The following is a 26,847-nucleotide window of genomic DNA, read 5'->3' as shown; positions in this document are numbered from 1 at the left end:
CGAAGCGAAAGGAAAGATAAAATGAAAAAGAATATGAGAAAGGACATTTTAATTACGGGTTTTGCACTGTTTGCCGTCTTTTTCGGATCGGGAAATCTTATATTTCCGCCTCAGGTAGGTCTTTTGTCGGGACAGTATGTACCGGCGGCCATGGCAGGCCTTGCCCTTACCGGTATCCTGTTTCCTATGATGGCGGTGGCAGCTGTGGGGAATACAGGATATGACCTGAAGGATATGATGCGCCATGTTACGCCATGGTGGCACTATTTCTATATGGGGATCGGTCTTTTGGCAGTAATATTCGGAACGATCCCAAGATGCGGGGGCGTTGCCTATGAATCGGGATTGGAAGGAATCTTTGGCAGCATGCCGTCTTACGTGAGAATTGGTTTTCTGCTGTTATTTTTTGCTGTGTCCTACTATTTCGCCATGAATAAGTCAAGTGTAATAGATAAGATAGGGAATTACCTTACGCCGCTTCTTCTGGTCAGCCTGGTTGCAGTGATCATTCTGGCAATTGTTCACCCCATTGACAGGCTGGGGGAAGGGGAGATCACAAGCGGAACAGAGGCATTTGTCAATGCATTTCTGACCGGGTATAATACCGGAGATGTAGGAACGGGAATCATCTGTGCCGGGATATTTATTGAAGCGTTCCGGAATAAAGGTTATACGGAAAGAAAGGAATATAAAAAGGCCATGTTTGGTATCATAGCTGTCGGTTTTGCGCTTCTTTTTGTTGTGTATGGCGGGCTTGCGTATCTGGGCGCGCAGGGAACAAAAATTTACCCGGCGGATGTGGATACTACCTTTCTTTTAACTGACCTGGTAAGGCGGATGGCCGGTTATGGAGGCAGTGTGGTACTGTCGCTGGCTGTTATTTTTGCATGTCTGACAACCGCGGTGGGAATGATCGCCACAACAGGAGAGTGGGTGGAAGGATGGACGAAAGGGAAGCTGTCCTATAAGCTGGCGGCACTTCTCATTACAGCAGCCATTTTCTTCGTATCATCTACAGGAGTCAGCAATGTGCTTGCTATTTCCGGACCTTTGTTTACTGTGCTGTTTCCGATGTCAGTAGTTATGACATTTCTCGGCTTACTGAAAAAGTATGTTCCCAATGACGGGGCGTGGAAGGGCTCTGTCTTTATGGCGGCGCTGATGTCTGTTTTTGACGCTTTAAATGTTGCTCACGCCTCAGGACTTCTAAAAGCGGATATTTCCGGAGTGATGGAGAGGGTTTATAAAATTCCTCTGGCAAAGGAAGGTTTCGCATGGCTGATTCCTACAATAATCGGATTTGCAGTGGGAGCGCTGTGGGGAAATTTTGCAGATAAAGACAAGAGCAGCAGAAGATAAGAATCACAGAAAAAAGAACAGGGGAGGATAAAATGGAAAATAAAATTTTTGAAAATGCCAGAATTTTTACATCTGATGACGAAAATCTTTATGCGGATTCCATGATCGTGGAAGAAGGGAAAATAGCGTGGATCGGCAGGCGGGCGGAGATGCCTTCCTGCAGTTATGAAAGAGTGGATCTCAATGGAGCGTGCGTCATACCGGGACTGATCGATGCACATATGCATCCTGTGATGCTGGCAGATTTCTCGCAGCAGATATCGGCTCTCCCTCCAAGAGTAAATTCTATTGCAGAACTCATTGAAGAAATCCGGAGGGTGAGGAAAGAAAAGTTTGCAGACAAGCAGGATGGGAAATGGATCGAAGGATGGGGATATGACGAAGGGAAATTTGCGGAGCAAAGAGCGCTTACCCGGTATGATCTGGATGAAGGCTGCAGCGATATGCCTGTCTGTATCATCCGCACCTGCGGTCATATCCGGTGCGTCAACAGCAAAGCTCTGGAGATTGCCGGAATTGACAGGAATACACCGGATCCGGAGGGAGGAGAAATTGAGCGTGATGCAGACGGCGAACCGACAGGCGTCCTGAAAGAGAATGCGAGAAATTTGGTTACGCCATTTATGCCGGTTCCAACCAGGGAAGAGAAGGTAGAGAATCTGATAGCTCTGGGACAGCTTCTTCTTTCGCAGGGAATTGTGGGAGTGACAGACATGGGCAACCTGGATAAAGGGGACAATTATCCCCTTTATGAGGAAGCGGCAAAACGGGGCTGGGAACTGAAAACCGGGATTTACTATATGTGGGATTTTTTTGCCGAAGACAAAGACTTCGACCTTTCAGGAGAAAAGAGGGACCGGGATCAGCAGATATTTGCAGCGGGTCTTAAGCTGATCGGAGATGGAAGCGTGTCCGGACGGACTGCCTGGATGAGCCGTCCTTATCTGGGTCGGACAGAAGAGTACGGATTGCCGGTCTGTTCAGACGAGCTGGTAGAGTCGGCAGTTTCCTTCTGCAAAAGAAAGCACTGCCAGCTGTCTGTACACGCTATGGGCGGGAAGGCGATCAAACGGGCGGTAGACAGGCTTTGCCTGGAGGATGACTGGATGGAAGGCAAGGAAAATCTACCATATGCAAGAGTGGAGCACATTACAGATCCTTCTGAAGAAAGCATTCAAAAAGCGGCAGAAAAAGGAATTGCATTTGTAACACAGCCGATTTTCATGTATGCGGAGATCGAGAGCTACCTGAAAAATCTGGGAAAAGAGTGGATGAAAGAATGCTATCCGGTAAAACGGATGCTGGATAGAAAGGTGCAGCTGTGTTTTTCAACCGATGCACCGGCCACATCGTGGGCAGTTCCATCTGACCCTTTCCCCTGTATAAAAGCAGCCGTAACACGCAGAGCATGGGACGGAACAGACTGCGGCAGGGACCAGGCTGTTGATATTCAGACAGCGGTGAAACTATATACGAGAGAGTCGGCGAAAGCGGCTGGCTTTCCGGAGATGGGGCAGCTGAAAAGAGGATACAGGGCAGATTTTGTTGTCCTGGATCGAAATATCTTTGAAATTCCGGAAGAGGAAATTGATAAGATAAAAGTACAGAAAGTATTTATTAAAGGAAAAAGAATTTATGAAATTTGAACCTAAAAAAGACATAAAGAGAATCATCATCGTCTGTCTGGCAGCAGTGATCATGGCCTTGAATATCAAATCTTTCGTGCGGACAGGCGGATTATATCCGGGCGGAGCAACAGGGCTTACCCTGCTTCTGCAGCGGATGGGGGAATTGTTTTTTCATGTGACAATACCATATACCATTGTCAATGTAGCCCTGAATGCAGTGCCGGTCTATATAGGATTTCGATTTATCGGGAAAAAATTTACGCTGTATTCCTGTCTGATGATCGTGCTTACCAGTGTACTGACGGATATCCTGCCGGGATATGTGATTACTTATGACACGCTGCTGATCAGTATTTTTGGCGGGCTGATCAACGGCCTGGTGATCAGTATGTGTCTGATGATGAATGCAACAACAGGAGGAACAGACTTTATCGCCATATTTCTGTCAGAGCGGAAAGGGATTGATTCCTGGAATATGGTGCTGGGACTTAATGTGGTGATCCTTGCCGCAGCAGGTATTTTATTCGGATGGGACAAGGCATTGTACTCCATCATTTTCCAGTATACGTCTACACAGGTACTCCACATGCTTTATAAAAAATATCAGCAGGAGACACTTTTTGTAGTGACAAATAAGGCGAAAGAGGTTTATGAGGCAATCGCCAGGACAACAAATCACGGGGCGACTATTATTGAAGGAGAGGGCTCTTATGAGAAAAGAGAGCGTAAGATCGTGTATTCGGTCGTATCCAGTGCTGAAAGTAAGCGCGTGCTGAAAGCGATAAACGAAGCGGATCCCGAGGCCTTTGTTAATCTGATGAAAACTGAGCAGATTGCAGGGAAGTTTTATCAGAAGCCTACAGAATAGATATCCGATAATACAAAATAAGGGAAAAATAGGACAAAGATTTTCCTTTTTTCTTATATTACAATTGTTTCATATTAAGAGAAGATCACTGCATAGAGCAGGGATTTTCAGGAGGGAAAAAAATGAAGGAAGTAACCTTGGAAAGATTAAATGAAGCAATTGAAAATTTTGCATTTGAAGGGAAAATGACAGAGTGCCGTCCATATGGAAGCGGACATATTAACGACACTTATCTGCTTTCCTATGAAATAGGGGTAATGGGAAGGATCAAAGTTATTCTGCAGAGAATGAATGGAGAAGTGTTTGAAAAACCGGAAGAGCTGATGGAGAATATTGTAAATGTGACATCATACCTGAAAGAAAGGATTACAGAAAACGGGGGAGATCCGGAGAGGGAGACTCTGAATGTAATACCGACAAAAGATGGCAGCTCTTATTATAAAGATTCTGAAGGGAATTGTTGGAGATCCTATAAATTTATTACCGGAGCCACCAGCTATGATAAGGTGGAAAAGCCGGCCGATTTCTATGAAAGCGCAGTGGCTTTCGGAAATTTCCAGCGTCTTCTGGCAGATTTTCCGGCTGAGACACTCCATGAAACGATCAAAGGATTTCATGATACAAAAGCCAGATTTGCTGTTTTTGAGAAAGCAGTAGAAGAAGACGTAATGGGGCGGGCTGCATCTGTGCAAAAAGAGATTGCATTTGTGCGGAGCAGGGAAAAAGGTATTGCCAATTATTTCAGTGAACTTCTGGAAAAAGGCGAGCTTCCTTTGCGCGTTACCCACAATGATACGAAACTGAATAACATTATGATCGATGACAAGACCGGAAAAGGAATCTGCGTGATCGATCTTGACACGGTAATGCCGGGACTTGCTATGAATGATTTCGGAGATTCCATCCGTTTCGGAGCAAGCACAGCAGCGGAAGATGAGAGAGATTTAAGTCTTGTATCCTGCAGCATGGAATTATTTGATATCTACGCAAGAGGATATATCGAAGGATGCGGCGGTAAGCTGACAGAGCGGGAAATCCTGGAGCTTCCTATGGGGGCGAAGACCATGACATATGAGTGCGGAATGAGGTTCCTTACTGATTATCTGCAGGGAGATACTTATTTCAAGATCCACAGAGAAGGTCATAATCTGGATCGCTGCCGTACGCAGTTTAAGTTAGTGGAAGATATGGAACAGAAGTGGCATACGATGCAGTCGATTGTAAAGAAGTATATGTGAAAAAGATAACAGGACACGTAGTAAAGTTGCATTTTACTACGTGTCCTGTTATCTTTTTCACAGAATCTTCATTTTTGCAGGTATTGAAAAATATGTTCTGAAATGTTATCGTTAAAAAATCAAAACAAAAGGGAAGCGATAGCATGAGGCTGACAGTAAAAGATATAAAAAAATTGTGGGACAACGGACAAGCAGAGCTGGTAGCGGGCGAAAAAGGGCTGGACCGTACTGTAGTGGTATATGACATGATGGAACAGCCGGATATCAAACCATGGCTTAGGGCGGATATGCTGCTTATCACTACCGGATATGCCATCCGTAACGACAAAGGGGCGGTTCTTAATCTGATCCGGGATTTAAATGAAGCGGGGGCCGCTGCTCTGGCCATCAAGACACGATTTTTTGACCATTTCCCGGAAGAGGCCCTGAAGCTAGCAGATCAGCTTCAGTTTCCGCTCTTTTTTCTCAACAATGCCCTGGGATTTATTGAGGCTGTGTATCCGGTAATGGTTGCCATTGTGGAGGCTAAAAACGGGGTAGAAATGCGGACGCGCTATCAGATCGGACAGATTGAGAAAAAGGAACTGGATCGGAAATTTTATTTCGACCTGGTGCAGGAGAGGTTTGACCGGGAAGAAGAGGCGCAGATCAGGGCCAATTCTCTGTACTGGCCTATGATGCCGGTAAGGATGATGGAGATCTGCACGAAATATCCGGAAGAGCAGTGGTCCGGTCAGAAAAAGGAAAAAGCGGAACAGCTGGCGGAAACATTTTTTATGAAACAAAATCTCGGGTACACAGTGATTTCTCTTCCGGAAAAGATAGAGGTCCTGTTCTGTGAGCCGGGGCGGATTTTAGCCTTTAAAGAAAAGCTGGAAGAGTTTGAGCAAAGTTTGAAGAAATTATGTAAAATGGATTTTCATATACTTGTTTCCGATAGAATAGACGGGTATTTTGATATGCCCAAAGCCGCTCATCAGATATCGGAACTTTCGCAGATTGCCGGAAAAGATTTTGAAGACCAGAAGATTTTCTGGTGGGAAGAAATGAAATACGAAGAACTGCTGCTGGAAATTTCCAGGCTTCCGCAAGTGAGATCTTATGTAGAAGAACGGTTGTACAGTCTGGAAGAGTATGACAGGAAACATGGGACCGGTCTTGTGGAGACATTGGAAGTGATGCTGCAAAACGGAGGATCGAAAAAGCAGACGGCGGAAAAGTTGTATCTTCATAGAAATACTATGATGTACAGAGTAAAAAAGATTGAAGAAATACTAAAGTGTAATATAGGAGATTTTACAACTTTGCAGGAACTGGCATTTGTTTGTTTAGTAAGAAGATATCTGACAGAAAACGGGAAGGAAAGGATAAAAAATTGACAAAAGCTGTGCGCCGGGCACAAAGATTCTGACTAAAAATTGGATTCGGAGAATAAAGACTTCAATTTGATAAAGTGCTAAAATAAAGAGGTGTTAAGCCAATGTGGGTGATCGTCACATTGGCTTTCTTTGTACCTGGACGCTGTTTTGACTTGAAAAAGGCAAAGTGGCGAGTGAGAGAAAAGGAGGAGAAAATATGGACGAACAAGAGAAGAAATCGTTTGAGCAGCTGCATATTACAGCGGCTGAACATCCTAAAGCACTGGCTCCGCATGTTCTCATACTGAATATTATTATGAGTGTGCTTGGAGCAATTATCGGGCTGGAATTGATCGTACGTACCGGCGTGGCTCCTAATACGTCAATTGTCGGAGCGCTGTTTGCGATTATACTTTCCAGGATACCTCTGGCATTTTTGCAGAAATACAGGAGTATCCACAGTCAGAACATGATTCAGACTTCTATATCAGGAGCAACATTTTCAGCGGCCAACAGTTTGCTGCTTCCCATCGGTATTCCGGTTATTATGGGAAGAGAAGATCTGATGTTTCCAATGCTGATCGGCGTGTTTATCGCAACGATCATTGACGCAACAATCCTTTATAAAACATTTGATTCGGAAATGTTCCCGGCAGAGGGAGCATGGCCTCCGGGAGTTGCATCTGCGCAGTCTATTCTTGCGGTTGTGGAAAAAGGCCGGAAGGCAATGCTGCTTCTGGTAGGTATGGTGATCGGTATCGGCGGTAAAGTCATCGGTGTCCCGACAGACCTTCTTGGTGTGTCCTGGTTCGGAGACTTTGCGGCAATGGCAGCGCTTGGTGTCGGAAGTATCGTCATCGGTGTCCTTAATACCAACGGCTTTATTATTGATATTTTCGGAAAAAGTTTTCCGGTCGTTACAGATATTTTCGGCGAGGGAGCAGATCTTATGTCACAGACTATGTTCCAGTATATGCCTCACGGAATCATGATCGGAGCAGGACTCGTCGCGCTTCTTCAGGTCTGTAAAATGCTGTTCGCCAAAAAAGGCGATGATGCAAGTGCAGCGGGGAAATTCAGCCGCAGCATGGGAAATATGAAGAGCGCTCTTGGATGGGGATATGTGGCATATTTCGTCGTAGCGATTGCTCTGGCGGTTATTACCGGTATCTGGTCAGAGATGACACCGTTTAAGCTGGTGATCTGGATCATTTATGCAGCATTTGCGGCAATTGCTTCCGAGCTGATCGTAGGAATTTCCGCTATGTATTCCGGATGGTTCCCAGGATTTGCAACGGCGCTTATTTTCCTTTTGGTAGGTATGCTGATCGGATTCCCGAGTATGCCTCTGGCTGTGCTGGTTGCCTATACGGCAGCGACAGGCCCGGCTTTCTCTGATATGGCATACGACCTGAAATGCGGATATATCCTCAGAGGATACGGAAAAGATCCGGAGCTGGAAAAAGTAGGAAGAAAACAGCAGTTTATTTCAGAAATTGTAGGATTTATAGTTGCATTTGTTATGGTGGCTCTTCTTGCGCGGACTTACTTCTCGCAGGGGTTGTACGCACCGGTAGATGCGACCTTTGCAGCTACGATTGAAGCGGGCGCAGGCGGAGAAGTTGCAAAATGGCTTCTGATCTGGGCTGTTCCGGGGGCGATCATTCAGCTTCTTGGAGGTTCCAGACAGGTGGGAATCCTTTTTGCAACCGGTCTTCTGGTAGGAAGCACCATCAACGGTCTTACGATCATCGTGGCCTTGATCATCCGTGCGATCCTGGTAAAGAGAAACAAAGAAAACGAGCACACACTCAACATTCTGGGTGCCGGCGCACTGGCAGGTGCGGCTCTGTACAGCTTCTTTACGGCGACGCTTGCCCTTGGAAGCAAGAAAGAATAGCGGCTCTGTTCAAGTGTCGGCGTAAGGGATTTTCCTTTATGCCGGCATTTGCAGTATAAAGCAGATCATTTTAAGGAAAGAAGGGGATTTTCAAGTGGAGAAAAAGGAAGGACTTAAACTGACAGAAGAAGTACTGGATGATGTCCTCGCAGGAGGCACGATCCTTGGCGGAGGAGGCGGAGGAGATCCGGTAAAAGGAAGAAAATATGCAAAGATCGCGGTAGAGTATACAGATCTTCGTCTTATTCCGATTGAAGAGATTGATGACGACGCGGTTCTTCTGACCGCTTCCCTTGTGGGAGCTCCAAATGCCAAAGACCAGTTTATGACAGCCAGGGATCTTGCTTATACGATCGAGATGATCAAAAAGAATACAGATCTGAAGCTGGGCGGTATTATCACAAATGAGCAGGGAGGAGAGGCGTCTGTGAACGGATGGCTTCAGGCTGCCATTTCCGGTCTTCCCCTTGTGGATGCACCGTGCAATGGGCGTGCCCATCCTACCGGAGTTATGGGGAGTATGAACCTTCATAAGCAGAAGGACTACAAGACGGTTCAGGCATGTGTAGGAGGCAATCCGGAGACAGGAGATCATGTGGAGTGTTTCTTTGAAGGAAGCATCGAGCATACCTCAAAACTTGTGCGCATGGCGTCTATTGAGGCAGGAGGACTGGTGGCGGTTGCCAGAAATCCGGTGACAGCTGCCTATGCAAAAGAAAACTGCGCTATCGGCGGTGTCAGCTTTGCTATAGAGACAGGAAAAGCTTTCCGTAAAGGGCTGGAAACTTCTGTGGAGGAAGCGGTAAAAAATGTGTGTGAATTTCTCGGCGGTTCTATCCTGGCAAAAGGAGAAGTGAAAAACTTCTCTATTGAAACAACAGGAGGATTTGATGTGGGATATGCGGAAGTAGACGGCTGCCAGCTGACATTCTGGAATGAGTATGCCACAGCGGAAAAGGACGGAAAACGGCTTGCGACTTTCCCTGATCTTATTATGACCATCAATGCAAAGACCGGAGAGCCTGTTACCACAGCTATGATGGAAGAAGGACTGGAGGTCTATGTGATCGGGGCAGATAAGAAAAATCTGAAGCTGTCTGCCACCATGTTTGATCCGGAACTGTTGAAACAGACAGAAGAAGTGGTCGGAAAAGAGATGGTAAGCTACCTGTAAGCGGCAAAAATGCGAAATGTACAGCGCTCCATGGAAAGCATGGACGAAAAACAAAATAGAAAAGCAGAAAAAGGAGATAAAAGCCATGTTAATGAAACAGATTATTGAAGCGTACGATATCCTGGATGATGGAAATGTGACAGGGAAGAAAGTAGAAGAATATTTAAGAACGATCAAACCGGATGCAGACATCGAAGTATATGAACTGAAAGGGTCAAAAGGTTCCACAGATATGCTGAAAGTGCGGATCCCCGGATCCAAAGGAAAGACAAACGGAGGAAACGCTCCGACCATCGGACTCCTTGGAAGACTGGGAGGTCTTGGAGCGCGCCCGGAAAGGATCGGATTCGTATCCGACGGTGACGGAGCACTTGCAGCAGTTGCTCTTGCGGCTAAAATCCTGGATATGCAGAACAAAGGAGATATGCTGGAGGGGGATGTTCTGATCTCCACACATATCTGTCCGGATGCGCCGACACAGCCTCATGACCCGGTTCCGTTTATGGGATCTCCGGTAGAGATGTCACAGGTGAACCAAGAAGAAGTGTCAGACGACCTGGATGCGATTCTCTCTGTTGATACAACAAAGGGAAATCGCGTGATCAACACAAGAGGATTCGCCATTTCTCCTACTGTAAAAGAAGGATATATTTTAAGAACATCAGAAGACCTGCTGGATCTGATGCAGATCACAACAGGAAAACTTCCTTATGTATTTCCTCTGGCAACACAGGATATTACTCCTTACGGAAATGACGTACATCATATCAACAGCGTTCTGCAGCCGTGTACTGCAACAAAAGCTCCGGTTGTAGGAATCGCCATCACAGCAGAAGTTATGGTGCCGGGATGCGCGACAGGAGCAACCCATGCAGCGGACGTAGAAGAAGCAGCGCGCTTTATGCTGGAAGTTGCAAAAGCCTTCGGAAGAGGACAGTGCAAATTCTATGATGAAGCAGAATATGCACGTCTTGTAAAACTGTATGGAAAGATGGATCATTTACAGACACTGGGACAGGAATAAGAGGTGAATACAGATGAAAATTGGTGCGATCACCATCGGGCAGGCGCCGAGAGTCGATGTGACAGCAGACATTATGGATATTTTTGAAGGGCAGGCTGAACTGGTGCAGGCAGGAGGCCTGGACGGACTGACAAAGGAAGAGATTGCAAAGTTTAAACCGGAGGAGGGAGACTATGTGCTGGTCTCCCGTCTGACGGACGGTACTTCTGTGACCTTTGCAGAGCGCTATATCCTGCCGAGGCTCCAGGAGGCTATTGACAGGATGGAGGAGGACGGCTGCAGGCTGATCATGTTCTTCTGCACAGGAAAGTTTCCGGAAACACTGACGTCCAAAAACATTCCTCTGCTCTATCCCTGCGATATTCTGGATCGGATTGTTCCTCTGATGACAAAGAAATCCAACATTATCTGCATGACTCCGTCACCCCTGCAGCTTGCGCAGACAGAAGGAAAATGGAGTCAGTATGTGGATAAGGTGACATCCATCGCAGCATCACCTTACGGAGAGTGGGAAGATCTGGAGAAAGCTGCGGAGCAGGTGAAAGATATGGACGCTGATCTGATCGTCCTGGACTGCATCGGTTATACACAGGAAATGAAGCGTATGTTTGAGGAGAAGACCGGGAAAATGGTCGTCCTTCCGAGAACGCTTCTGGCACGCGTTGTATCAGAGCTGACAGATTTGAAAAAGAGAGGATAGACATACCATGAAAGACTTAGTAAAAATTGCAGAGCAGGTACTTGTTTCCTGTCTGGGAGTAAAAAAAGAAGAATCCGTACTTGTGATCACTGACGACACAAGAAAAGAGATCGGCGAGGCTCTCTATGAAGCATCCTGCCATCTTGGCTGTGAAGGAATGCTGCTTGTGATGAAGGAGAGAGAAGTAAGCGGACAGGAGCCGCCTAAAGCAGTGGCAGAAGCCATGAAAGCGGCGGATGTCGTCATTGCGCCTACTGCCAAATCTCTGACTCACACAAGTGCAAGGATCGAGGCTGCGGCAGCAGGAACCAGAGTTGCGACCATGCCGGGAATCACAAAAGAAATGTTCAGCAAAGGTGCTATGACGGCCGATTACGGCGAAGTGGAGAAACTGACGGCAAAGATCACCGATATGCTGACAAAGGCAGACAATGCAAGAATTGAAAAAGACGGAATGGTATTGAACATCAGTCTGAAAGGAAGAGACGGCGTGCCAAGTCCGGGAGTATATAAGGAAGCCGGGAAATGCGGCAATCTTCCTTCCGGAGAAGCGTACATTGCACCTCTGGAGGACGGATCCGACGGCGAGATGATCATAGACGGTTCCATGGTGGGAATCGGAAAGCTGGAAAGCCCGCTTCACATGAAGATCAGCGGCGGCAAGCTTCGCCAGGTGACAGGAGAAAAAAGTGAAAATCTGGACATCCTGCTGAAAAACGAAGTGAACGGTACTCTGTGTGAACTGGGTATCGGAACAAACGAAGCAGCGATTCTGAACGGCATTATTCTGGAAGATGAAAAAGTGTACGGAACCGTACACATTGCGTTTGGAACCAATACATCCTTCGGCGGGGTAAACAAGGCAGAATGCCACATGGACGGCATTATACTGAAGCCGACGCTCTATCTTGATGATGCACTTGTTATCAAAGAGGGAGTGTTCCAGGTATAGAAAAAGGCGAACCCTGCAGCAATGGAAAAGCTGCGGGGTTTTTTATAAAAGTAAAAGGAGGAAGCAAAATGAGTCAGCATGAAAAGAAGTTTAAAGTAGGACTGATCCGGGTTCTGACCTGTGAGGATCCGGAAGTATTATATTCCCATCAAAGACAGATCATGGAGAAGTTTCCCACTCTTGATGTGGAGACAAAATGTATTCCCGACCAGCCAGAGGGGATCCACAGCCCCCGGCTTTGCGAGATCGCGGTTCCGAAGATCGTGGAAACGGCGAAATCCTTTCAGAATGTGGATATGATCATTGTAAGCTGTGCAGATGATCCGGGCGTACGTCAGATAAGGGAGGCGCTTCCGGGGATGCCCGTAACCGGCGGCGGAGAGACAACAGTGGCCCTGGCCCTTCGGTATGGCTCGAAAATCGGAGTCCTTGGGATCACGGATTATGCTCCGGACGCTTATGCAAGACTGCTTGAAGGGAAAATGATCCTGGAAAAACCGGAAGGTGTGGACAGTACTCTGGATCTGATGACTCCGGAAGGAAGAAAGCAGGTGATCGCTTCCGGAAAGAATCTGAAAGAGAAAGGGGCGGAAGTGATCGCCCTTGCATGTACAGGTCTTGCCACCATTGGCGTGGCAAAAGAACTGGAAGAGGCAACCGGTCTTCCGGTGATCGATCCGGTGCTGGCAGAAGGTCTGTTCGCTTACTATGAGAGCATCCGCAGATAAAAGAGAACGAAAAAGGGCGGCGAACCTTTAGGAAAAAAAGGAAGCCGCCGCCGGGAAAAAGTGTCCCAGAAACAGTGTGATGACCGGGAAGAAGAGAGCGGGGAGCATATTGCCCACCTTCAGGATCTTGCCGAAGGTCGTGTTGACACCGATACAGAAAATGAGGGCGGATCCTACAAAAGAAAGCTGGGCGATGAGAGCATCGCTTGCAAAAGATCCGGCCACGGCTGCAATGGCAGTAATACTTCCCTGGTAGACAAAGATTGGGATAGCGGAACAGATCGTGCCCTTGCCGTAGATGGAGGCGTTGACAAGGACGATGACAAAGTCCAGGATCGCTTTTGCCGTGAGCATGGAAATGTCATGGTGAATGCCGTCCTCGATGGAGCCCACGATTGCCATGGCGCCGATGCAGATGATAAGGGATGTGTTTACGAAACCATCCACAAAGGAGGAGTCGCCGTGTGAATGGAAGAAATTCCGGAGCCACAGCCCGAAATGCTCGATCCTCCCTTCGATATCAAGCAGTTCTCCTGCCAGAGAACCAAGTGTCATGGAAAAAATAAGAAGCATGGTCCCACGGGTTCCTATGTTACCGTTTTCGATTGTCAGCATGTAGGAGAGCGTGCCGGAAATACCGATAAACAAAATGGCAATGCCGCTTCCTTTCATGAGAATATCCTGTACATTTTCCCGCAGGCCCTTTTTGAAAAAAAGGCCCAGAAGTCCTCCGGCGATGACAGCCAGGGTGTTGATGATCGTTCCAAGTCCAAACATAGAAGTCCTCCTTTGTATGTGAAGCGTACGATTCCTGACATGGAAGCAGAACGCTTTGGTGTCATATCATATGCAACAGAAAATATTTTAACGAATCCGCTGAAAAAAGTAAATACTTTCGGCGGCAGATGAGGTGAAGAACATGGAGATATTAAAAGCAATTGAGCAAAGACACAGCATCCGTTCTTTTCAGGAAAAGAAAGTGCCAAAAGAGGTGCTCATCAAACTGGCGGACGCAGCCCAGAGAGCTCCTTCTGCCAGTAATCTGCAGGCATGGAAATTCCTTTTTGTCACAGAAGATGCGCTCAGGGAAAAGGTGGATTTTTTCAGTCCGGGACTTTCGGGGAAGCCGCCGGTTATTCTGGTAATCTGTTCCGATATGGAAAAGGCGCTGAAAAAAGGCGGAGAAAATTCTAAAATCTACGGCTGCATGATGGATGCCTCCATGGCAGCGGAAAATCTGATGCTGGCCGCCCTGGAGTATGGTCTTGGCACATGCGCCATTAAATCTTATAACGATACGGCCATAAGGAAGATCCTTAATATCCCGGAGGAATACCGGATCGAGGCGCTGATCTCCATCGGTTACCCGAAGGGTGAGCCAAGATGTCCGGCAAGGCCGAAAGCAGAAGACATCGCATTTTTTAATACATTTGAAAAGGAATAAAAACCAGAAAAAACGAAAAGGAGAGAAGAGAATGGACAGCAAAGAACTTGAGCTTTTGATCTATCTGATCACAAGTGCGCAGGGTCTTCCGGGAGAGCCGAGGATCTATGGATCCATCCGTCTTACAGAGGCGGCGTCCAAGCTGTGTCAGATCATCCTGGAAAAAGATCCGCAGAATGAGGGAGTGAGAAAACTGGCGGAGCGCATTGACAGGGATAAGGGAAAAGCCCTGTCCCGGGAAGAAGATTTCTTTGGGATGCTGGAGGAGGCTTCCGGTCTTCTGGTAGACTGTATGTAGCGCTGGTACAAATCTGAAATATCTGCTATACTGTTAGCGGCGGCTTATTGCTGCCGCTTTCCTGTCTGACAGGAAATGATTTTCTTTATTTCAGAAAGGAGATACGTATGGCAGTTAGAGGAAGTGTATTATTATATAATTTCAAAGATAAAGAGAGAACAGATAAAGTAAAATTTATTTTTGTCCTTATGGGAATTAAGATCAAGACTGTGGAGAAGGAGGACTATCTCCAGAAGATCGGCGCCCTTGCAGGAGTGGAGGGCATAGAGCGCACAGAGGAGATCTATGAAGGAGAAGGGTTTGACGAGGAAATGCTGGTGCTGAATCACCTGACAGATCCCCAGATGAACCGGATGCTCGCCTATCTGAAGAAAGAAGGGCTGCAGATCCCTTTGAAAGCGGCCCTGACCCCAACCAATGTGCATTGGAATACATTGGAGCTTCATAACGAGCTTGTAAGGGAGCATGAAGAAATGCAGAAGATGATCGCGGCAAAGAGAGCCGGCGGTAAAGAGGAAGAAAACAGAAATGATGGAAAATAGCGGAATCATTGACGGATTGGAATACGCAAGGAGAGAAGGCGGGATACTGCTGGAAAAGTGTCCTGCCTGCAGCGGATCGGTCATCATTCCGGAACAGATAGAAGGGGAGCCGGTCCGCTGGGCGGCTCCCTATGCGTTTTCAAGGACAAATGTTACGTCTGTTGCATTGCCCCGCTATATGGAGCAGATTGGAAATTATGTGTTTTACCGGTGCTTTCATTTGAAAAGCCTTTCTTTTTCCGACGCCTTGAATGATGTGGGGGCAGGAGCCTTCACAGGCAGCGCCATACGGAACATTGAGATACGGCTCTATAAGGGAGAGAAATCCGTACTGAAATTTATTGCCGATGAGATCAGGTACGCCCTTACAGTGACGATGCGCTACTGCCGGGAAGACGGATCGGAAGAAAGAGCAAAGCTGATCTTTCCGGAGCACTATGAAGAGGCTGTGGAAAATACTCCGGCAAGAATTGTAGAGACCCATTATCACGGTTCCGGAGGAGACTACCGGCAGTGCTTCTATGACAGGGAACTGAATTACAGCGAGTACGACAGGCTGTTTCCAAGAGCGGTGGCTGAAGAGACAGAGGAAACGGCGTCAGAGATGGCAGCCCTGCGCCTTCGATACCCTTATAAGCTCTCCCAGGCGGCAAAGGCGGAGTATGCAGAATACGTCAAAGAGCACCTGATGGCGGCAGCGTCAATCTATATTGACAGAGAGGAATCGGACATGCTGCGGTTTTTCGGAAAAGAAGGTTTCTGGAGCCGGGATACGCTGGAGGGTGCGATCGAGAAAGCGGCGGAAAAAGAAAAGACGGAAATATTAAGTGTGCTGATGGAAGAAAGACACCGGTATTTCCCAAAACAGAAAAAGGTATTTGAGTTATGACAGAGGAAAGAACAAATGCGGAGAAACTGAAGGGAATCGGAAGAGAAATTCTGGTTCTTGCAAGAAATGAGCTCTATCTTAAGATGAGGTTTCTTGACGTGGCTTTAAGCAGTTTCTATTTTGCGGCAGATCCGGCAGCCGATCCGGCAGGGACAGACGGATTTTCCATTTGTTATCATCCGGAGAATCTGAGCAAAATGTATCGTAAGGATGCGGTATTGGTGAACCGGCTTTATCTTCATATGGTACTCCACTGCCTGTTTCATCATTTAACCCGGAGAAACGGGCGGGATGAAGATCTGTGGAATCTGTCCTGTGATATTGTGGCGGAATCCATGATCGACAGTATGCAGCACCGGCCGGTCTTAAGATCCCGGTCTTTTCTGCGAAGAGAGACGTACCGGAAGCTGAAGCAAGAGATGAAAGTACTGACTCCGGAAAAGGTATACGGTTCCCTGGAAAACTGGAATCTGAGCGAAAGAAAGCTTGGAGAGCTGGCGGAAGAATTTTATACGGACAGTCATATTTACTGGCCGGACGATGATGAGGAAGATCGCCGCCAGGAGATTGAGAATCAGTGGCAGAATAAGACGGAAGAGATGGAGACTGACATGGAGACATTTTCCAAGGAAGCTTCCTCGGCATCCGGGAATCTGCTGGAACATGTCAAAGTAGAGAATAAAGAGCGGTTCAAGTACGGAGATTTCCTGAGGAAATTCGTGGTTTTAAGAGAGGAAATGGCAGTGGATGATGATTCCTTCGATTATTCCTTTTACAGTTATGGACTTAGGCTTTACGGCAACATGCCTCTGATCGAGCCGCAGGAATGGAAAGAGACGAAGAAAATCGAGGACTTCGTGATCGTGATCGATACCTCCATGTCCTGTTCAGGAGAACTTGTGCAAAAATTTCTGGAAGAGACTTATACGGTGTTAAGTGAGCAGAACAGCTTTTTCCGGAAAGTGAATATCCACATTATCCAGTGTGATGACACCGTGCAGTCGGATCGGAAGATTACGAATGAAGAAGAGCTTAGGGCATACATGGACGATCTCGAACTGAAAGGAGAGGGCGGGACGGATTTCCGCCCGGCTTTTGCCCATGTGGAGAAGCTTCTGGAGCAGAAAGAATTTTCACAGCTTCGGGGACTGATCTATTTTACAGACGGACAGGGAGTTTATCCGAAGAAAATGCCTCCTTACGAGACAGCCTTTGTCTTTATGAAAGAGGATTATGAGGATGTGAATGTGCCTGCATGGGCCATGAAATTGATCCTTAATGAGGAGGATGTCCGGAAAATGTCCGGAAAATCAGAGGAGAGAAAAGGAGATACAGCATGAATATAAAGCGAGCCAAAAAAGAAATTCAGGACTCCGTTACGGCTTATCTTAAGAAAGATTCCTACGGAGAATATATGATACCGTCTATCCGGCAGCGCCCCATCCTTCTGATGGGACCTCCGGGGATCGGCAAGACACAGATCATGGAGCAGGTGGCAAGGCACTGCGGCATTGCCCTTGTCTCCTACACCATTACCCATCATACAAGGCAAAGTGCAGTGGGGCTTCCTTTTATCAGAGAGAAAACTTACGGAGAGAAAACATATTCCGTCACGGAATATACCATGAGCGAGATCATTTCCTCTGTCTATGAGAAAATGGAAGAAACAGGATTAAAAGAGGGAATCCTCTTCATTGATGAGATCAACTGCGTCTCGGAGACACTGGCGCCTACTATGCTGCAGTTTCTGCAGTGCAAAACGTTCGGCAATCAGAAAGTGCCGGAAGGGTGGATCATCGTGGCAGCCGGAAATCCGCCGGAGTACAATAAATCCGTGCGGGAATTTGACGTGGTGACACTGGACAGGATCCGCCGGATCGATGTGGAAGAAAACTATGAGGTGTGGAGAGAATACGCCTATCGCGCCGGGATCCATCCTGCCATCCTCTCCTACCTGGAAATCCGGAAAGACTGCTTTTATCGGATGGAGACAACGGTGGACGGCAGGACATTTGTAACAGCCCGGGGCTGGGAGGATCTCTCAGAGCTTTTAAAGGTGTACGAGGCGATCGGCAAAAAAGCGGACCGGGAAGTGGTGCATCAGTATTTGCAGCACTGGAAGATCGCCAAGGATTTTGCCAATTATCTGGAGCTTTTTCACAAATATAAAAAGGATTACGGACTGGAGAAAATCCTGGAAGGACACTATGGAAAAGATACCCTGGACAAGCTGAAATTTGCTTCCTTCGACGAGCGTTTAAGCGTCGTGGGGATGCTGATCGGGAAGCTTAGCGAATTGTTCCAGGCAAGTTACCTTGCAGACCAGTATGTAACCAGGCTGTTCGGATGGCTTAAGAAGTATAAGGTACAGGGAAATCTGGCTGATATCAAAGAAGAGGCGGAGAAAGAATATGAGAAGCTTCGCCGGGCAGGACAGCTGACAAAAGAGGCGGATCATATGCTCCGCAAAGTCGCGGACACACTGGAGCGGTATGTTGTGATCCTTAAGGAAGAACATCTGGAACAGGATGAGCAGAAAGACGAGGCATTCGAGAGAGTCCGGGCAGAGTTTGCGAAGGAGGCTGATAAGCGGCAGCAGGCTGTGGATGCGGCCGGAGAAGCGCTGGATCACGCCTTTGACTTTATGGAGGATGCCTTCGGGGACAGTCAGGAAATGGTCTGCTTTGTGACCGAGCTGAATACCAATTACTACAGCATCCAGTATCTGAAAGAAAATGACTGTGATAAATATTTTAAATACAACAAAGGACTTCTGTTTGATGAAAGAAGAGAGAAGATCTTAGAAGAATTAGAGGAAATGTCATAGAAGAACATCCTTTTGGCGCCGGTGCTAATATTTCCGGCCTTACTCCGCACAATACAGGGCAAGGCCTCGGCTTTTACGGATTTCATATTCATGAAGGAAGCGCCTGTACCGGAACCACTTCGGATGAATTTGCCGATACAGACGGCCACTATCAGACCCGGGGTAAAATGCATCCGGAACATGAGGGGGATCTGCCTCCTCTTCTATCCGATAAGGGAACAGCGTGGATGATGGTCTATACCACCCGCTTTTTTCCGGAGGAAGTGGTGGGGAAGACAGTTGTGATTCATGATATGCCTGATGATTTCTGCACCCAGCCGTCGGGAAATTCAGGAGAGAAGATTGCCTGCGGACAGATCGTGGCAGAAGATCCTGATATACGATAAACATTTCCATGTAACAAAAAGCCTCCTGTCTGCATATGCTGGAGTAGAAAGACTGTGCAAATAGGAGGATTTTTATGGCATATTCAATCATGCTGGATGCAGGACACGGAGGACGGGATCCGGGAGCAGTGTACAACGGGCGTCAGGAAAAGGACGATACCTTGCGCCTGGCGCTTGCTGTAGGGGAAATTTTGCAGAACAGAGGTATTGATGTAGAATATACACGTACGACAGATGTCTATGAGACACCATATGAAAAAGCGATGGAAGCAAATCAGGCAGGAGTGGATCTCTTTATTTCCATTCACCGCAATTCTTTTCCAAGAGACAACGAGGTGTCCGGTGTGGAATCGCTGGTGTACGATCTGTCGGGACTGAAGTACCAGATCGCGGAGGCGATCAATGAGGAGCTGGCAACTATAGGGTTTGTGGATCTTGGCGTCAAGGCAAGACCGAATCTGGTCGTGCTGAAGAGGACAAAAATGCCGGCTGTTCTTGTGGAGGCCGGATTTATCAATTCTGACACCGATAACATGTTGTTTGATCAGAATTTTGATGACATTGCACTTGCCATTGCCGAGGGAATCCTCGATACCCTGCAGCGGAACGGACTTATTGAAGGAAGTGCAGATACGTCCGGAAGCGTAAATGGCAGTGGGAACAGCGGCATGACAGGGGGAAATACAGACAGTCAATATGAAAATAATGAATTTGAAAATGCAGTAGTCCACGATTATCGCGTGCAGGTAGGGGCTTTCCGCAACCGTACTTATGCAGAGAGACTTAGAGGGGAACTTTTGGAGCAGGATTTTCCGGCGTATATTGAGGATTCTGACGGCTATTTAAGAGTTCAGGTGGGCGGATATGACACATTGGAGGAAGCAGCCGACATGGAACGGCGGCTGAAACGGGCAGGTTATTCCACTGTGATTGTGTCCTGATCCCATATGGAGATCCTCCCGCTTCCGATAGTCTCTGTTTTCCGGTGCTGGTAATTTTTAAAAACTTTAGGTATAATAACCACATATAATAGCAGCCGCGTGGTTATTATACCTGGGTGCTTTGGCCTGCAAAGCCGAAGATATATCAGAATTTTACATAGGAACCGGAGGATCGAAAATGGCAGATAAATTAAAATTTCAGGAAAAATTAAGCGGAATTTTGCATCTGGCAGAAGAAAAGCAGATGCATCTTAATATAGAGGAAATCGAAAAATTCTTCGAGGAGGAAGCGCTTTCTGCCCAGCAGATAGAGCTGGTGTGCGACTACCTGCTTTCACAGAAAGTGGCTGTATCGGGATATGAAAAAAAGCCCGGAGTGATTCGGCAGGCGGAGGAAGAAAGAGAGGAGCTGACCCGGGAAGAACAGGAATACCTGGAAAGTTATCTTAGAGAAATACACGAGATGGTGCCGCGTACACCGGAGGAGAGCAGGCTGGCAGCCTACATGCCCCTTGTGACAGAGGAAGCGCTGAAGCTGCCAAGACAGGGAGTTTTCCTGGGAGATGTGATCCAGGAAGGAAATGTCAGTCTTGTCGGGGCGCTTTTGGCATATGCTCCGGGAGAAGAGAAGAGGGAAGAAATCCTCAAAGAGATAAGAGCTTCCATGCGCGCGCTTTTGGAATCCCAGCTGGAAATGAAAAGGCAGGACCGCAAGATGGTAGACCGGGTATCTGACCTGGAGGCGACAATCCGGGAAATGAGCGACGGACTGGGCCGTAAAGTGGATGTAGAGGAAGTGGCAGAGAAAATGGGCGTGTCAGAAGAGGAGATCGAAGATATCCTTAAGCTGGCGGGAGAAGAATGGAAAGAAGAATAAGAGAAGGAATATATAAATGAAAGAGCAGCTCAAAAGTTCTGAAATGACTTAAGGGCTGCTCTGCTGTTTGTATTAGAAAAAGATTATTTTTTAATTCTCTTCGGACTTGGTTTCCGTCTTTTCCGGCAGATACATATGTACCAGTTCGATCCGGTTTTTATCAAGCTTCTCTACCACAAGGCGGATGCCTTCGTCTGTGGTGATCTCATCTCCTGCCTGGGGAAGACGGTCCAGATGTTCGATGATAAGACCGCCGAGAGAATCGTAATCATCCGATGAAAGATCCAGATCAAGCTCATCATTGAGATCTTCCAGGTTGAGAGATCCCTCTACAAGATATTCTCTCTCTCCGACCTGGCGGACAAGATCTTCTTCGTTTTCATCGTATTCATCCCGGATCTCACCAACAAGTTCTTCCAGAATATCTTCCAGTGTGATAAGACCGGCGGTCTCTCCGTATTCATCCAGGACAATGGCGATATTGAAGGAAGAATCTCTCATTTCTACCAGAAGTTCAGAAATATTTTTATACTCATAGGTAAAATAAGCTTCTCTTAAAATATCACGCACATGAAATTCCTTTTTGCTGTCAAATAGGAGCAGATCCTTCATGTTGATGGTTCCGATCACATGGTCAGTAGTCTCTTCATAAACCGGAAGCCGGGTAAATTTATCTTCCCGGAAAATTTCCAGAAGTTCTTCATAAGTACTCTCCACATCAGCGAATGTAACATGAACGCGGGGAACCATAACATCTTTCGCTTTAGCGTCATTGAAATCAAAAATATTGTAGATCAGTTCCTTTTCTTCGGATTCGATCACCCCGTCTTCATGGCTGACATCTACAATTGTACGCAGATCACTTTCTGTCATGGCTTTTTTTGTATTTTCCGGATTTATTCTCAAGATAAAAAGAATTACACGGGACAGACTGTTTATAATAAAGATGACAGGAGTCATCAGCTTTATAAAAATACGGATGATCGGCGCATAGATCATGGAAATGCCCTGGGCGTGGATGGCAGCGGTGGTCTTGGGAGTGATCTCTCCGAAAAGGAGGATCAAAAGAGTAATAAGACCGCTGGCAAAAGCAACGGCTGAGCCGCCGAAGTGATAGGCGATCGTTGTTGTCAGGGAAGCGGCAGCAGTGTTTACCACATTATTTCCGATCAATATAGCGCTTAATAACTTGCTGGAATCTTTTGTAACATCCAGAATAGCCTCTGCCCGCTTGTTTCCTTCATCGGCAAGGCTGCGGATACGAATTTTGTTGACTGTTGTAAGAGCAGTCTCTGCAGATGAAAAAAATGCAGAGAGCATCAGCAGAATAATCAAAATAATAATCTGTATGGCGTCGCTGGGGTCCATGAAGTTTTTTCACTCCTCTTTCATAATTTTATAAGATTTCAGGGCTCTGCCTGTAAGCGTATAACACGAAATTACTATACCGTATTTTATGTAATTTTGCAAGTCCACGTTGAATTTGCGGGGGTTTTAGTGTATGATGGACAATGAAAAAAAGGAAAGAAAGGCTATATTATCATGAATCAGGATTTTATTTCCCGACTTGAACATATATTGGAAACAGAGCAGATTCTTCAAAACGAACCCATGGATCGGCATACCACATTCCGCATCGGCGGTCCGGCTGACTTGTTTGTCGTTCCGTCTGACAAAGAGCAGGTCCGCAAGATTGTACAGATATGCCGGGAAGAGGGCATGCCATATTATATTATAGGAAATGGAAGTAACCTTCTCGTGTCTGACAAAGGATACAGAGGGGTTGTAATTCAGCTTTATACCCGGATGTCCGGAATTTACCCGGATGGGGATAAGATCTGCGCCCAGGCAGGTGCTTCTCTGGCAAAGATTGCGGCAGCAGCCCTCAAGGAGGGGCTGACCGGATTTGAATTTGCAGCAGGGATTCCGGGAACACTGGGAGGAGCCTGCATTATGAATGCAGGTGCATATGGCGGTGAGATGAAAGATGTGCTGGAAGAGATCACAGTCCTGACAAAAGAAGGAGAAATCAGCACAATTTCCCGGGAAAATCTGGATATGGGGTATCGTACCAGCGCGGCGGCCAAGAACGGCTGTACTGTTCTGGAAGCGGTTATAAAGCTTGAAAAAGGCGACAAAGAAGCAATACAAAAGAAAATGGAAGAGCTGAAAGAAAAAAGGATCAGCAAACAACCGCTGGAATATCCCAGCGCCGGAAGTACCTTTAAAAGACCGAAAGGATATTTTGCCGGTAAATTGATTCAGGACGCAGGACTTAGGGGCTGCCGGATCGGCGGGGCCATGGTCTCCGAGAAACACTGCGGATTTGTCATCAATGCAGGAGGAGCAACCGCGGCAGATGTGGATGCTCTGATCAGACATATTTCAGAAAAAGTAAAGGAACATGCAGGAGTTACATTGGAGCCTGAAGTGAAGAGGCTGGGAGAATTTTAAGTATGAGATTTATTATTGTGACAGGCATGTCGGGAGCGGGAAAAAGTACAGCTTTGAAGATTTTGGAAGATACAGGATACTATTGTGTAGACAATCTTCCGGTAGAGCTGGTGCCGAAGCTGGGCGAGCTGCTTTTGCTTCCTGGCTCGTCCATCAGCAGGATTGCTCTGGGGCTGGATATCCGAAGCGGACACAGTTTTGAAAAGCTGCAAAAATCGCTGGAGCAGCTGGATGAGATGAAGATCTCATATGAGATCCTTTTTCTGGAAGCTTCGGACGAGACTTTGATCAAACGCTACAAAGAGACAAGGCGCAGTCATCCGCTTGCGGGAAACGGCAGAGTAGATCAGGGCATTACAGAAGAGAGAAAAAGACTGGCGTTCTTAAAAAGAAAGGCAGATTATCTGATCGATACCAGCCGTCTTCTGACAAGAGAGCTGCGGGAAGAAATGCATAAAATTTTTATTGAAAACAAAGAATATAAAAATCTGTACATTACGATTCTTTCTTTCGGTTTCAAGTACGGTCTGCCAAGTGATGCGGATCTGGTGTTTGATGTGCGTTTCCTTCCCAATCCGTATTATATTGATGATCTTCGTGCTAAAAGCGGAAATGACCCGGAAGTGCGGGATTATGTGATGGACAATGAAAAGGCAGTGATCTTTCTCGATAAACTGACAGATATGGTAAGATTTCTTATTCCGAATTATGTGCAGGAGGGGAAGACACAGCTGGTCATTGCGGTGGGCTGTACAGGGGGGAAACATCGGTCTGTCACCCTTGCCAATGCGCTTTATCAAGTGCTTGCGGAAGAAGAAAGAGATTACGGTATAAAAATAGAGCACCGCGATATTGAAAAGGACGCGGTGACAAAAGCAAAGTAGGGATAGTTATGTCATTTTCTGGGAAAGTAAAGGAGGAATTATCCGGAATTTATCCTCGGGCAAGACATTGTCAGCTGGCTGAACTGGCGGCTTTGACGGGGATGAACGGATTGTGGGAGGAAGAAGAAGGCGGCAGTCTGCGGCTTATCCTCCATGCGGAAAATATAGCCGTCATAAGAAAATGCTTTACATTACTGGAAAAAACATTTAATATAAAAAATGAAATTGCCCTCCAGATATCTGTGAGAAGGAATTTATTAAAAGACAGCAGCAGTTATGTACTGCGGGCCGAAGGAGGCGCTCTGGCTGCCATCAGGCAGGCGGAGGTACAGGCAGTCTGCTGCAAGCGTGCTTTTATGAGAGGCGCATTTCTGGCGGCAGGGTCTATGAGTGATCCGGGAAAATCCTATCATTTTGAGATCGTCTGTGATCAGATGGAAAAAGCACAGTACCTGCAGCGCATTATGAACAGCTTTGAGCTGGATGCCCGGATCGTTTCAAGGAAAAAGCATTTTGTCATCTATCTGAAAGAGGGAGAGCGTATCGTAGATGCGCTGAATATCATGGAAGCCCATGTGGCTTTGATGGAACTTGAAAATGTAAGAATATTGAAAGATATGAGAAACGCAGTGAACCGTAAAGTAAACTGCGAGACAGCAAATATTCATAAAACAGTATCTGCAGCGGTTAAACAACTGGAAGATATTGCTTATATACGTGACACCGTGGGATTTGAGCAGCTTCCCTTAGGACTGAAAGACGTTGCCCTTACACGTCTTGCATACCCGGAAGCAACATTAAAGGAGCTGGGAGATCTTCTGGAGACTCCGGTAGGGAAGTCGGGAGTGAATCACCGGCTTAGGAAATTAAGTGAAATGGCAGATAAGTTAAGGGGAATCAAGGAGGTACATTATGATTAAGAAACCGGTAACAATCAAACATCAAAATGGTCTGGATGTGAGACCAATTGCCCTGCTTGTTCAGGAAGCCAGCCAGTATTCCAGTCGGATATACATAGAGGTGAACAACAGGAAGATCAATGCAAAGAGTATTATGGGTATGATGAGCCTTAACCTGGGTGAGGGTGAGGAAGTTACAGTTGCTGCTGAAGGAGAAGATGAACTGGATGCAGTGGATGGCGTAGAGAAATTTCTTTCAAACCAGAAATAAAAGAATCAGAATAAAGAGTTCCGCTTTCGGGGCTCTTTGTTTATGCCTTAGATAGTAAGGAGGGAATGAATATGAAGAAGCTTCTTTTTGTTTATAATCCTCATGCAGGGAAAGGACTTTTAAAACCTAAGGTATCGGATATTATAGATATTTTTGTAAAGGCAGGATATGATGTGACAGCATATCCCACACAGTCTTACCAGGATGCTTACCGAAAAGTTACAGAATATACAGATCCGTATGATCTCGTGGTATGCAGCGGAGGGGATGGTACCATTGATGAGGTGGTGACGGGAATGATGGGAAGAGAGAAAAAAATTCCGATCGGCTACATCCCCACAGGAACTACAAATGATTTTGCCAATAGTTTGAAAATCCCCAGAGATATTCTGCGGGCGGCGGACAATGCGGTTAATGGAGCACAGTTCCCCTGCGACATCGGGCAGTTTAATGAAGATATTTTTGTGTATATTGCCGCTTTTGGACTCTTTACTGATGTATCTTATCAGACAAACCAGACGGCGAAAAACCTGCTGGGTCATCTTGCCTATGTTCTGGAAGGGACAAAGCGTATTTTTAATATCCCATCCTACCGGATCAAAGTTACCCATGACGGCGAAACGATAGAAGATGAGTTTATTTTCGGAATGGTAACGAACTCCAGATCTGTAGGCGGGTTCCGCAACATGGTAGGAAAGAATGTTGCGTTCGATGACGGAGTATTTGAGGTGACTCTTATAAAAATGCCGAAAAACCCCATAGAGCTTCAGGAGATCATCACAGCTCTCCTGCTGGAACAGACCGACAGCAAGCACATGTATTCTTTTAAGAGCGGGCATCTTACCTTTGAATCGCTGGAGGAGATTCCGTGGACGCTGGATGGAGAATTTGGGGGAGATCATGATTTTGTGGAAATATATAACCTGAAGCAGGCGCTGAATATCATGGTTCCCAAAAAGCATGTAGAGGAGCTGTCCGTGTCAGGCAAGAAAGAAAAAAATAAGTAGAATTTTGGAATATTTTTTAAGAAACTACTTGCAAAAGGACAGGCCATATGATATTATATTATTCGGTCACGTGATGGACTGCAAACGCAGAAGTCACGGCTGAATATGGCTCCGTGGTCAAGAGGTCAAGACGCTAGCCTCTCACGCTGGAATCAGGGGTTCGATTCCCCTCGGAGTCACTTGGAAAGCCTTGGAAACA

The 26,847-nt window shown here is 46.6% G+C and carries 27 protein-coding genes and 1 tRNA gene; 26 read left to right on the top strand and 2 right to left on the bottom strand.

The genetic code is table 11. The annotated features are described in order from the left end of the window. Nucleotides 1-21: 21 nt before the first annotated feature. The 11 genes from brnQ to R2J37_RS14165 all read left to right on the top strand — a co-directional run bounded on the left by brnQ (nt 22) and on the right by R2J37_RS14165 (nt 12,929). Entirely contained in the window at nt 22-1,359 is a 1,338-nt protein-coding gene (gene brnQ, locus R2J37_RS14215) for a branched-chain amino acid transport system II carrier protein (protein ID WP_316265684.1), read from the top strand. A gap of 32 nt (nt 1,360-1,391) precedes the next feature. After that, entirely contained in the window at nt 1,392-3,005 is a 1,614-nt protein-coding gene (locus R2J37_RS14210) for an amidohydrolase (RefSeq protein ID WP_316265682.1), read from the top strand. Continuing rightward, nucleotides 2,995-3,855, top strand: a complete 861-nt coding sequence (locus R2J37_RS14205) for a YitT family protein (protein WP_230105081.1) — start codon at nt 2,995-2,997, stop codon at nt 3,853-3,855. Before R2J37_RS14210 ends, R2J37_RS14205 begins: the two co-directional genes overlap by 11 nt. Nucleotides 3,856-3,977: 122 nt before the next feature. After that, nucleotides 3,978-5,093 carry a phosphotransferase enzyme family protein gene (locus R2J37_RS14200; protein WP_316265679.1) on the top strand — a complete coding sequence of 372 codons (1,116 nt, stop codon included), beginning with the start codon at nt 3,978-3,980 and terminating at the stop codon, nt 5,091-5,093. Between the two features lie 143 nt (nt 5,094-5,236). Then, nucleotides 5,237-6,472: a PucR family transcriptional regulator gene (locus R2J37_RS14195; RefSeq protein WP_316265678.1), complete on the top strand. Its 1,236-nt coding sequence runs from the start codon at nt 5,237-5,239 to the stop codon at nt 6,470-6,472. A gap of 196 nt (nt 6,473-6,668) precedes the next feature. Then, nucleotides 6,669-8,351, top strand: coding sequence for an OPT/YSL family transporter (locus tag R2J37_RS14190; RefSeq protein ID WP_316265677.1), 1,683 nt, complete (start codon nt 6,669-6,671; stop codon nt 8,349-8,351). A gap of 94 nt (nt 8,352-8,445) precedes the next feature. Further along, complete coding sequence (locus R2J37_RS14185) at nt 8,446-9,525, top strand: S-methyl thiohydantoin desulfurase family protein (RefSeq protein ID WP_230105085.1); 1,080 nt, start codon at nt 8,446-8,448, stop codon at nt 9,523-9,525. An 85-nt stretch (nt 9,526-9,610) separates the two neighbouring features. Next, on the top strand, nt 9,611-10,549 hold the full coding sequence (locus tag R2J37_RS14180; RefSeq protein WP_230105086.1) for a DUF1177 domain-containing protein: 939 nt from the start codon (nt 9,611-9,613) through the stop codon (nt 10,547-10,549). Between the two features lie 13 nt (nt 10,550-10,562). Continuing rightward, a complete protein-coding gene (locus R2J37_RS14175; RefSeq protein WP_230105087.1) occupies nt 10,563-11,249 on the top strand; it encodes an AroM family protein in 687 nt (228 codons plus the stop codon). Between the two features lie 7 nt (nt 11,250-11,256). Then, nucleotides 11,257-12,201 carry an aminopeptidase gene (locus R2J37_RS14170; protein WP_316265675.1) on the top strand — a complete coding sequence of 315 codons (945 nt, stop codon included), beginning with the start codon at nt 11,257-11,259 and terminating at the stop codon, nt 12,199-12,201. A 68-nt stretch (nt 12,202-12,269) separates the two neighbouring features. Next, nucleotides 12,270-12,929: an aspartate/glutamate racemase family protein gene (locus tag R2J37_RS14165; RefSeq protein ID WP_316265673.1), complete on the top strand. Its 660-nt coding sequence runs from the start codon at nt 12,270-12,272 to the stop codon at nt 12,927-12,929. A 27-nt stretch (nt 12,930-12,956) separates the two neighbouring features. On the opposite strand, the gene R2J37_RS14160 is transcribed toward R2J37_RS14165, so the two are convergent. After that, nucleotides 12,957-13,706 (bottom strand): DUF554 domain-containing protein, encoded by a 750-nt coding sequence (locus R2J37_RS14160; protein WP_316265672.1) that lies wholly within the window; start codon nt 13,704-13,706, stop codon nt 12,957-12,959. 142 nt (nt 13,707-13,848) lie between these two features. On the opposite strand from R2J37_RS14160, the gene R2J37_RS14155 reads away from it, so the two are divergent. The 9 genes from R2J37_RS14155 to R2J37_RS14115 all read left to right on the top strand — a co-directional run bounded on the left by R2J37_RS14155 (nt 13,849) and on the right by R2J37_RS14115 (nt 21,133). Next, complete coding sequence (locus tag R2J37_RS14155; protein ID WP_316265670.1) at nt 13,849-14,373, top strand: nitroreductase family protein; 525 nt, start codon at nt 13,849-13,851, stop codon at nt 14,371-14,373. Between the two features lie 31 nt (nt 14,374-14,404). Next, nucleotides 14,405-14,671: a DUF6092 family protein gene (locus R2J37_RS14150; RefSeq protein WP_316265668.1), complete on the top strand. Its 267-nt coding sequence runs from the start codon at nt 14,405-14,407 to the stop codon at nt 14,669-14,671. A gap of 107 nt (nt 14,672-14,778) precedes the next feature. Further along, nucleotides 14,779-15,213, top strand: a complete 435-nt coding sequence (locus tag R2J37_RS14145) for a DUF3783 domain-containing protein (protein WP_230105093.1) — start codon at nt 14,779-14,781, stop codon at nt 15,211-15,213. Then, on the top strand, nt 15,200-16,102 hold the full coding sequence (locus R2J37_RS14140) for a leucine-rich repeat domain-containing protein (protein WP_316265666.1): 903 nt from the start codon (nt 15,200-15,202) through the stop codon (nt 16,100-16,102). The genes R2J37_RS14145 and R2J37_RS14140 overlap by 14 nt, the downstream gene beginning before the upstream one ends. Further along, the gene (locus R2J37_RS14135; RefSeq protein ID WP_316265665.1) at nt 16,099-17,442 is read left to right on the top strand and encodes a vWA domain-containing protein; all 1,344 of its coding nucleotides are present in this window, start codon (nt 16,099-16,101) and stop codon (nt 17,440-17,442) included. Before R2J37_RS14140 ends, R2J37_RS14135 begins: the two co-directional genes overlap by 4 nt. Further along, nucleotides 17,439-18,929 (top strand): ATP-binding protein, encoded by a 1,491-nt coding sequence (locus R2J37_RS14130; RefSeq protein ID WP_256192993.1) that lies wholly within the window; start codon nt 17,439-17,441, stop codon nt 18,927-18,929. The genes R2J37_RS14135 and R2J37_RS14130 overlap by 4 nt, the downstream gene beginning before the upstream one ends. Beyond that, complete coding sequence (locus R2J37_RS14125) at nt 18,911-19,315, top strand: superoxide dismutase family protein (RefSeq protein ID WP_331490203.1); 405 nt, start codon at nt 18,911-18,913, stop codon at nt 19,313-19,315. The genes R2J37_RS14130 and R2J37_RS14125 overlap by 19 nt, the downstream gene beginning before the upstream one ends. Nucleotides 19,316-19,389: 74 nt before the next feature. Beyond that, nucleotides 19,390-20,256, top strand: a complete 867-nt coding sequence (locus tag R2J37_RS14120) for an N-acetylmuramoyl-L-alanine amidase (protein ID WP_230105097.1) — start codon at nt 19,390-19,392, stop codon at nt 20,254-20,256. A gap of 178 nt (nt 20,257-20,434) precedes the next feature. After that, complete coding sequence (locus R2J37_RS14115) at nt 20,435-21,133, top strand: sigma-70 domain-containing protein (protein WP_316265662.1); 699 nt, start codon at nt 20,435-20,437, stop codon at nt 21,131-21,133. 90 nt (nt 21,134-21,223) lie between these two features. Here R2J37_RS14115 and R2J37_RS14110 read toward each other — a convergent pair whose 3' ends face one another. Next, nucleotides 21,224-22,501 (bottom strand): HlyC/CorC family transporter, encoded by a 1,278-nt coding sequence (locus R2J37_RS14110; RefSeq protein ID WP_316265660.1) that lies wholly within the window; start codon nt 22,499-22,501, stop codon nt 21,224-21,226. A 174-nt stretch (nt 22,502-22,675) separates the two neighbouring features. Between R2J37_RS14110 and murB the strand changes: the two genes are divergently transcribed. The 6 genes from murB (at nt 22,676) to R2J37_RS14080 (ending at nt 26,827) form a co-directional block, all read left to right on the top strand. Further along, nucleotides 22,676-23,587: a UDP-N-acetylmuramate dehydrogenase gene (murB, locus tag R2J37_RS14105; RefSeq protein WP_230107580.1), complete on the top strand. Its 912-nt coding sequence runs from the start codon at nt 22,676-22,678 to the stop codon at nt 23,585-23,587. A 2-nt stretch (nt 23,588-23,589) separates the two neighbouring features. Then, the gene (rapZ, locus tag R2J37_RS14100) at nt 23,590-24,471 is read left to right on the top strand and encodes an RNase adapter RapZ (RefSeq protein WP_230105102.1); all 882 of its coding nucleotides are present in this window, start codon (nt 23,590-23,592) and stop codon (nt 24,469-24,471) included. 8 nt (nt 24,472-24,479) lie between these two features. After that, entirely contained in the window at nt 24,480-25,391 is a 912-nt protein-coding gene (whiA, locus tag R2J37_RS14095) for a DNA-binding protein WhiA (protein ID WP_230105103.1), read from the top strand. Further along, nucleotides 25,384-25,641 (top strand): HPr family phosphocarrier protein, encoded by a 258-nt coding sequence (locus R2J37_RS14090; RefSeq protein ID WP_230105104.1) that lies wholly within the window; start codon nt 25,384-25,386, stop codon nt 25,639-25,641. The genes whiA and R2J37_RS14090 overlap by 8 nt, the downstream gene beginning before the upstream one ends. A gap of 71 nt (nt 25,642-25,712) precedes the next feature. Next, entirely contained in the window at nt 25,713-26,648 is a 936-nt protein-coding gene (locus tag R2J37_RS14085) for a diacylglycerol/lipid kinase family protein (protein ID WP_230105105.1), read from the top strand. 107 nt (nt 26,649-26,755) lie between these two features. Continuing rightward, nucleotides 26,756-26,827, top strand: a tRNA-Glu gene (locus tag R2J37_RS14080). The last annotated feature ends 20 nt before the right edge of the window (nt 26,828-26,847 follow it).

It is taken from the genome of Claveliimonas bilis (assembly GCF_030296775.1).
Lineage (GTDB): Bacteria > Bacillota > Clostridia > Lachnospirales > Lachnospiraceae > Claveliimonas > Claveliimonas bilis.
Note: the sequence above shows the minus strand (reverse complement) of the source record. Positions and strands in the feature narration are given on the sequence as shown.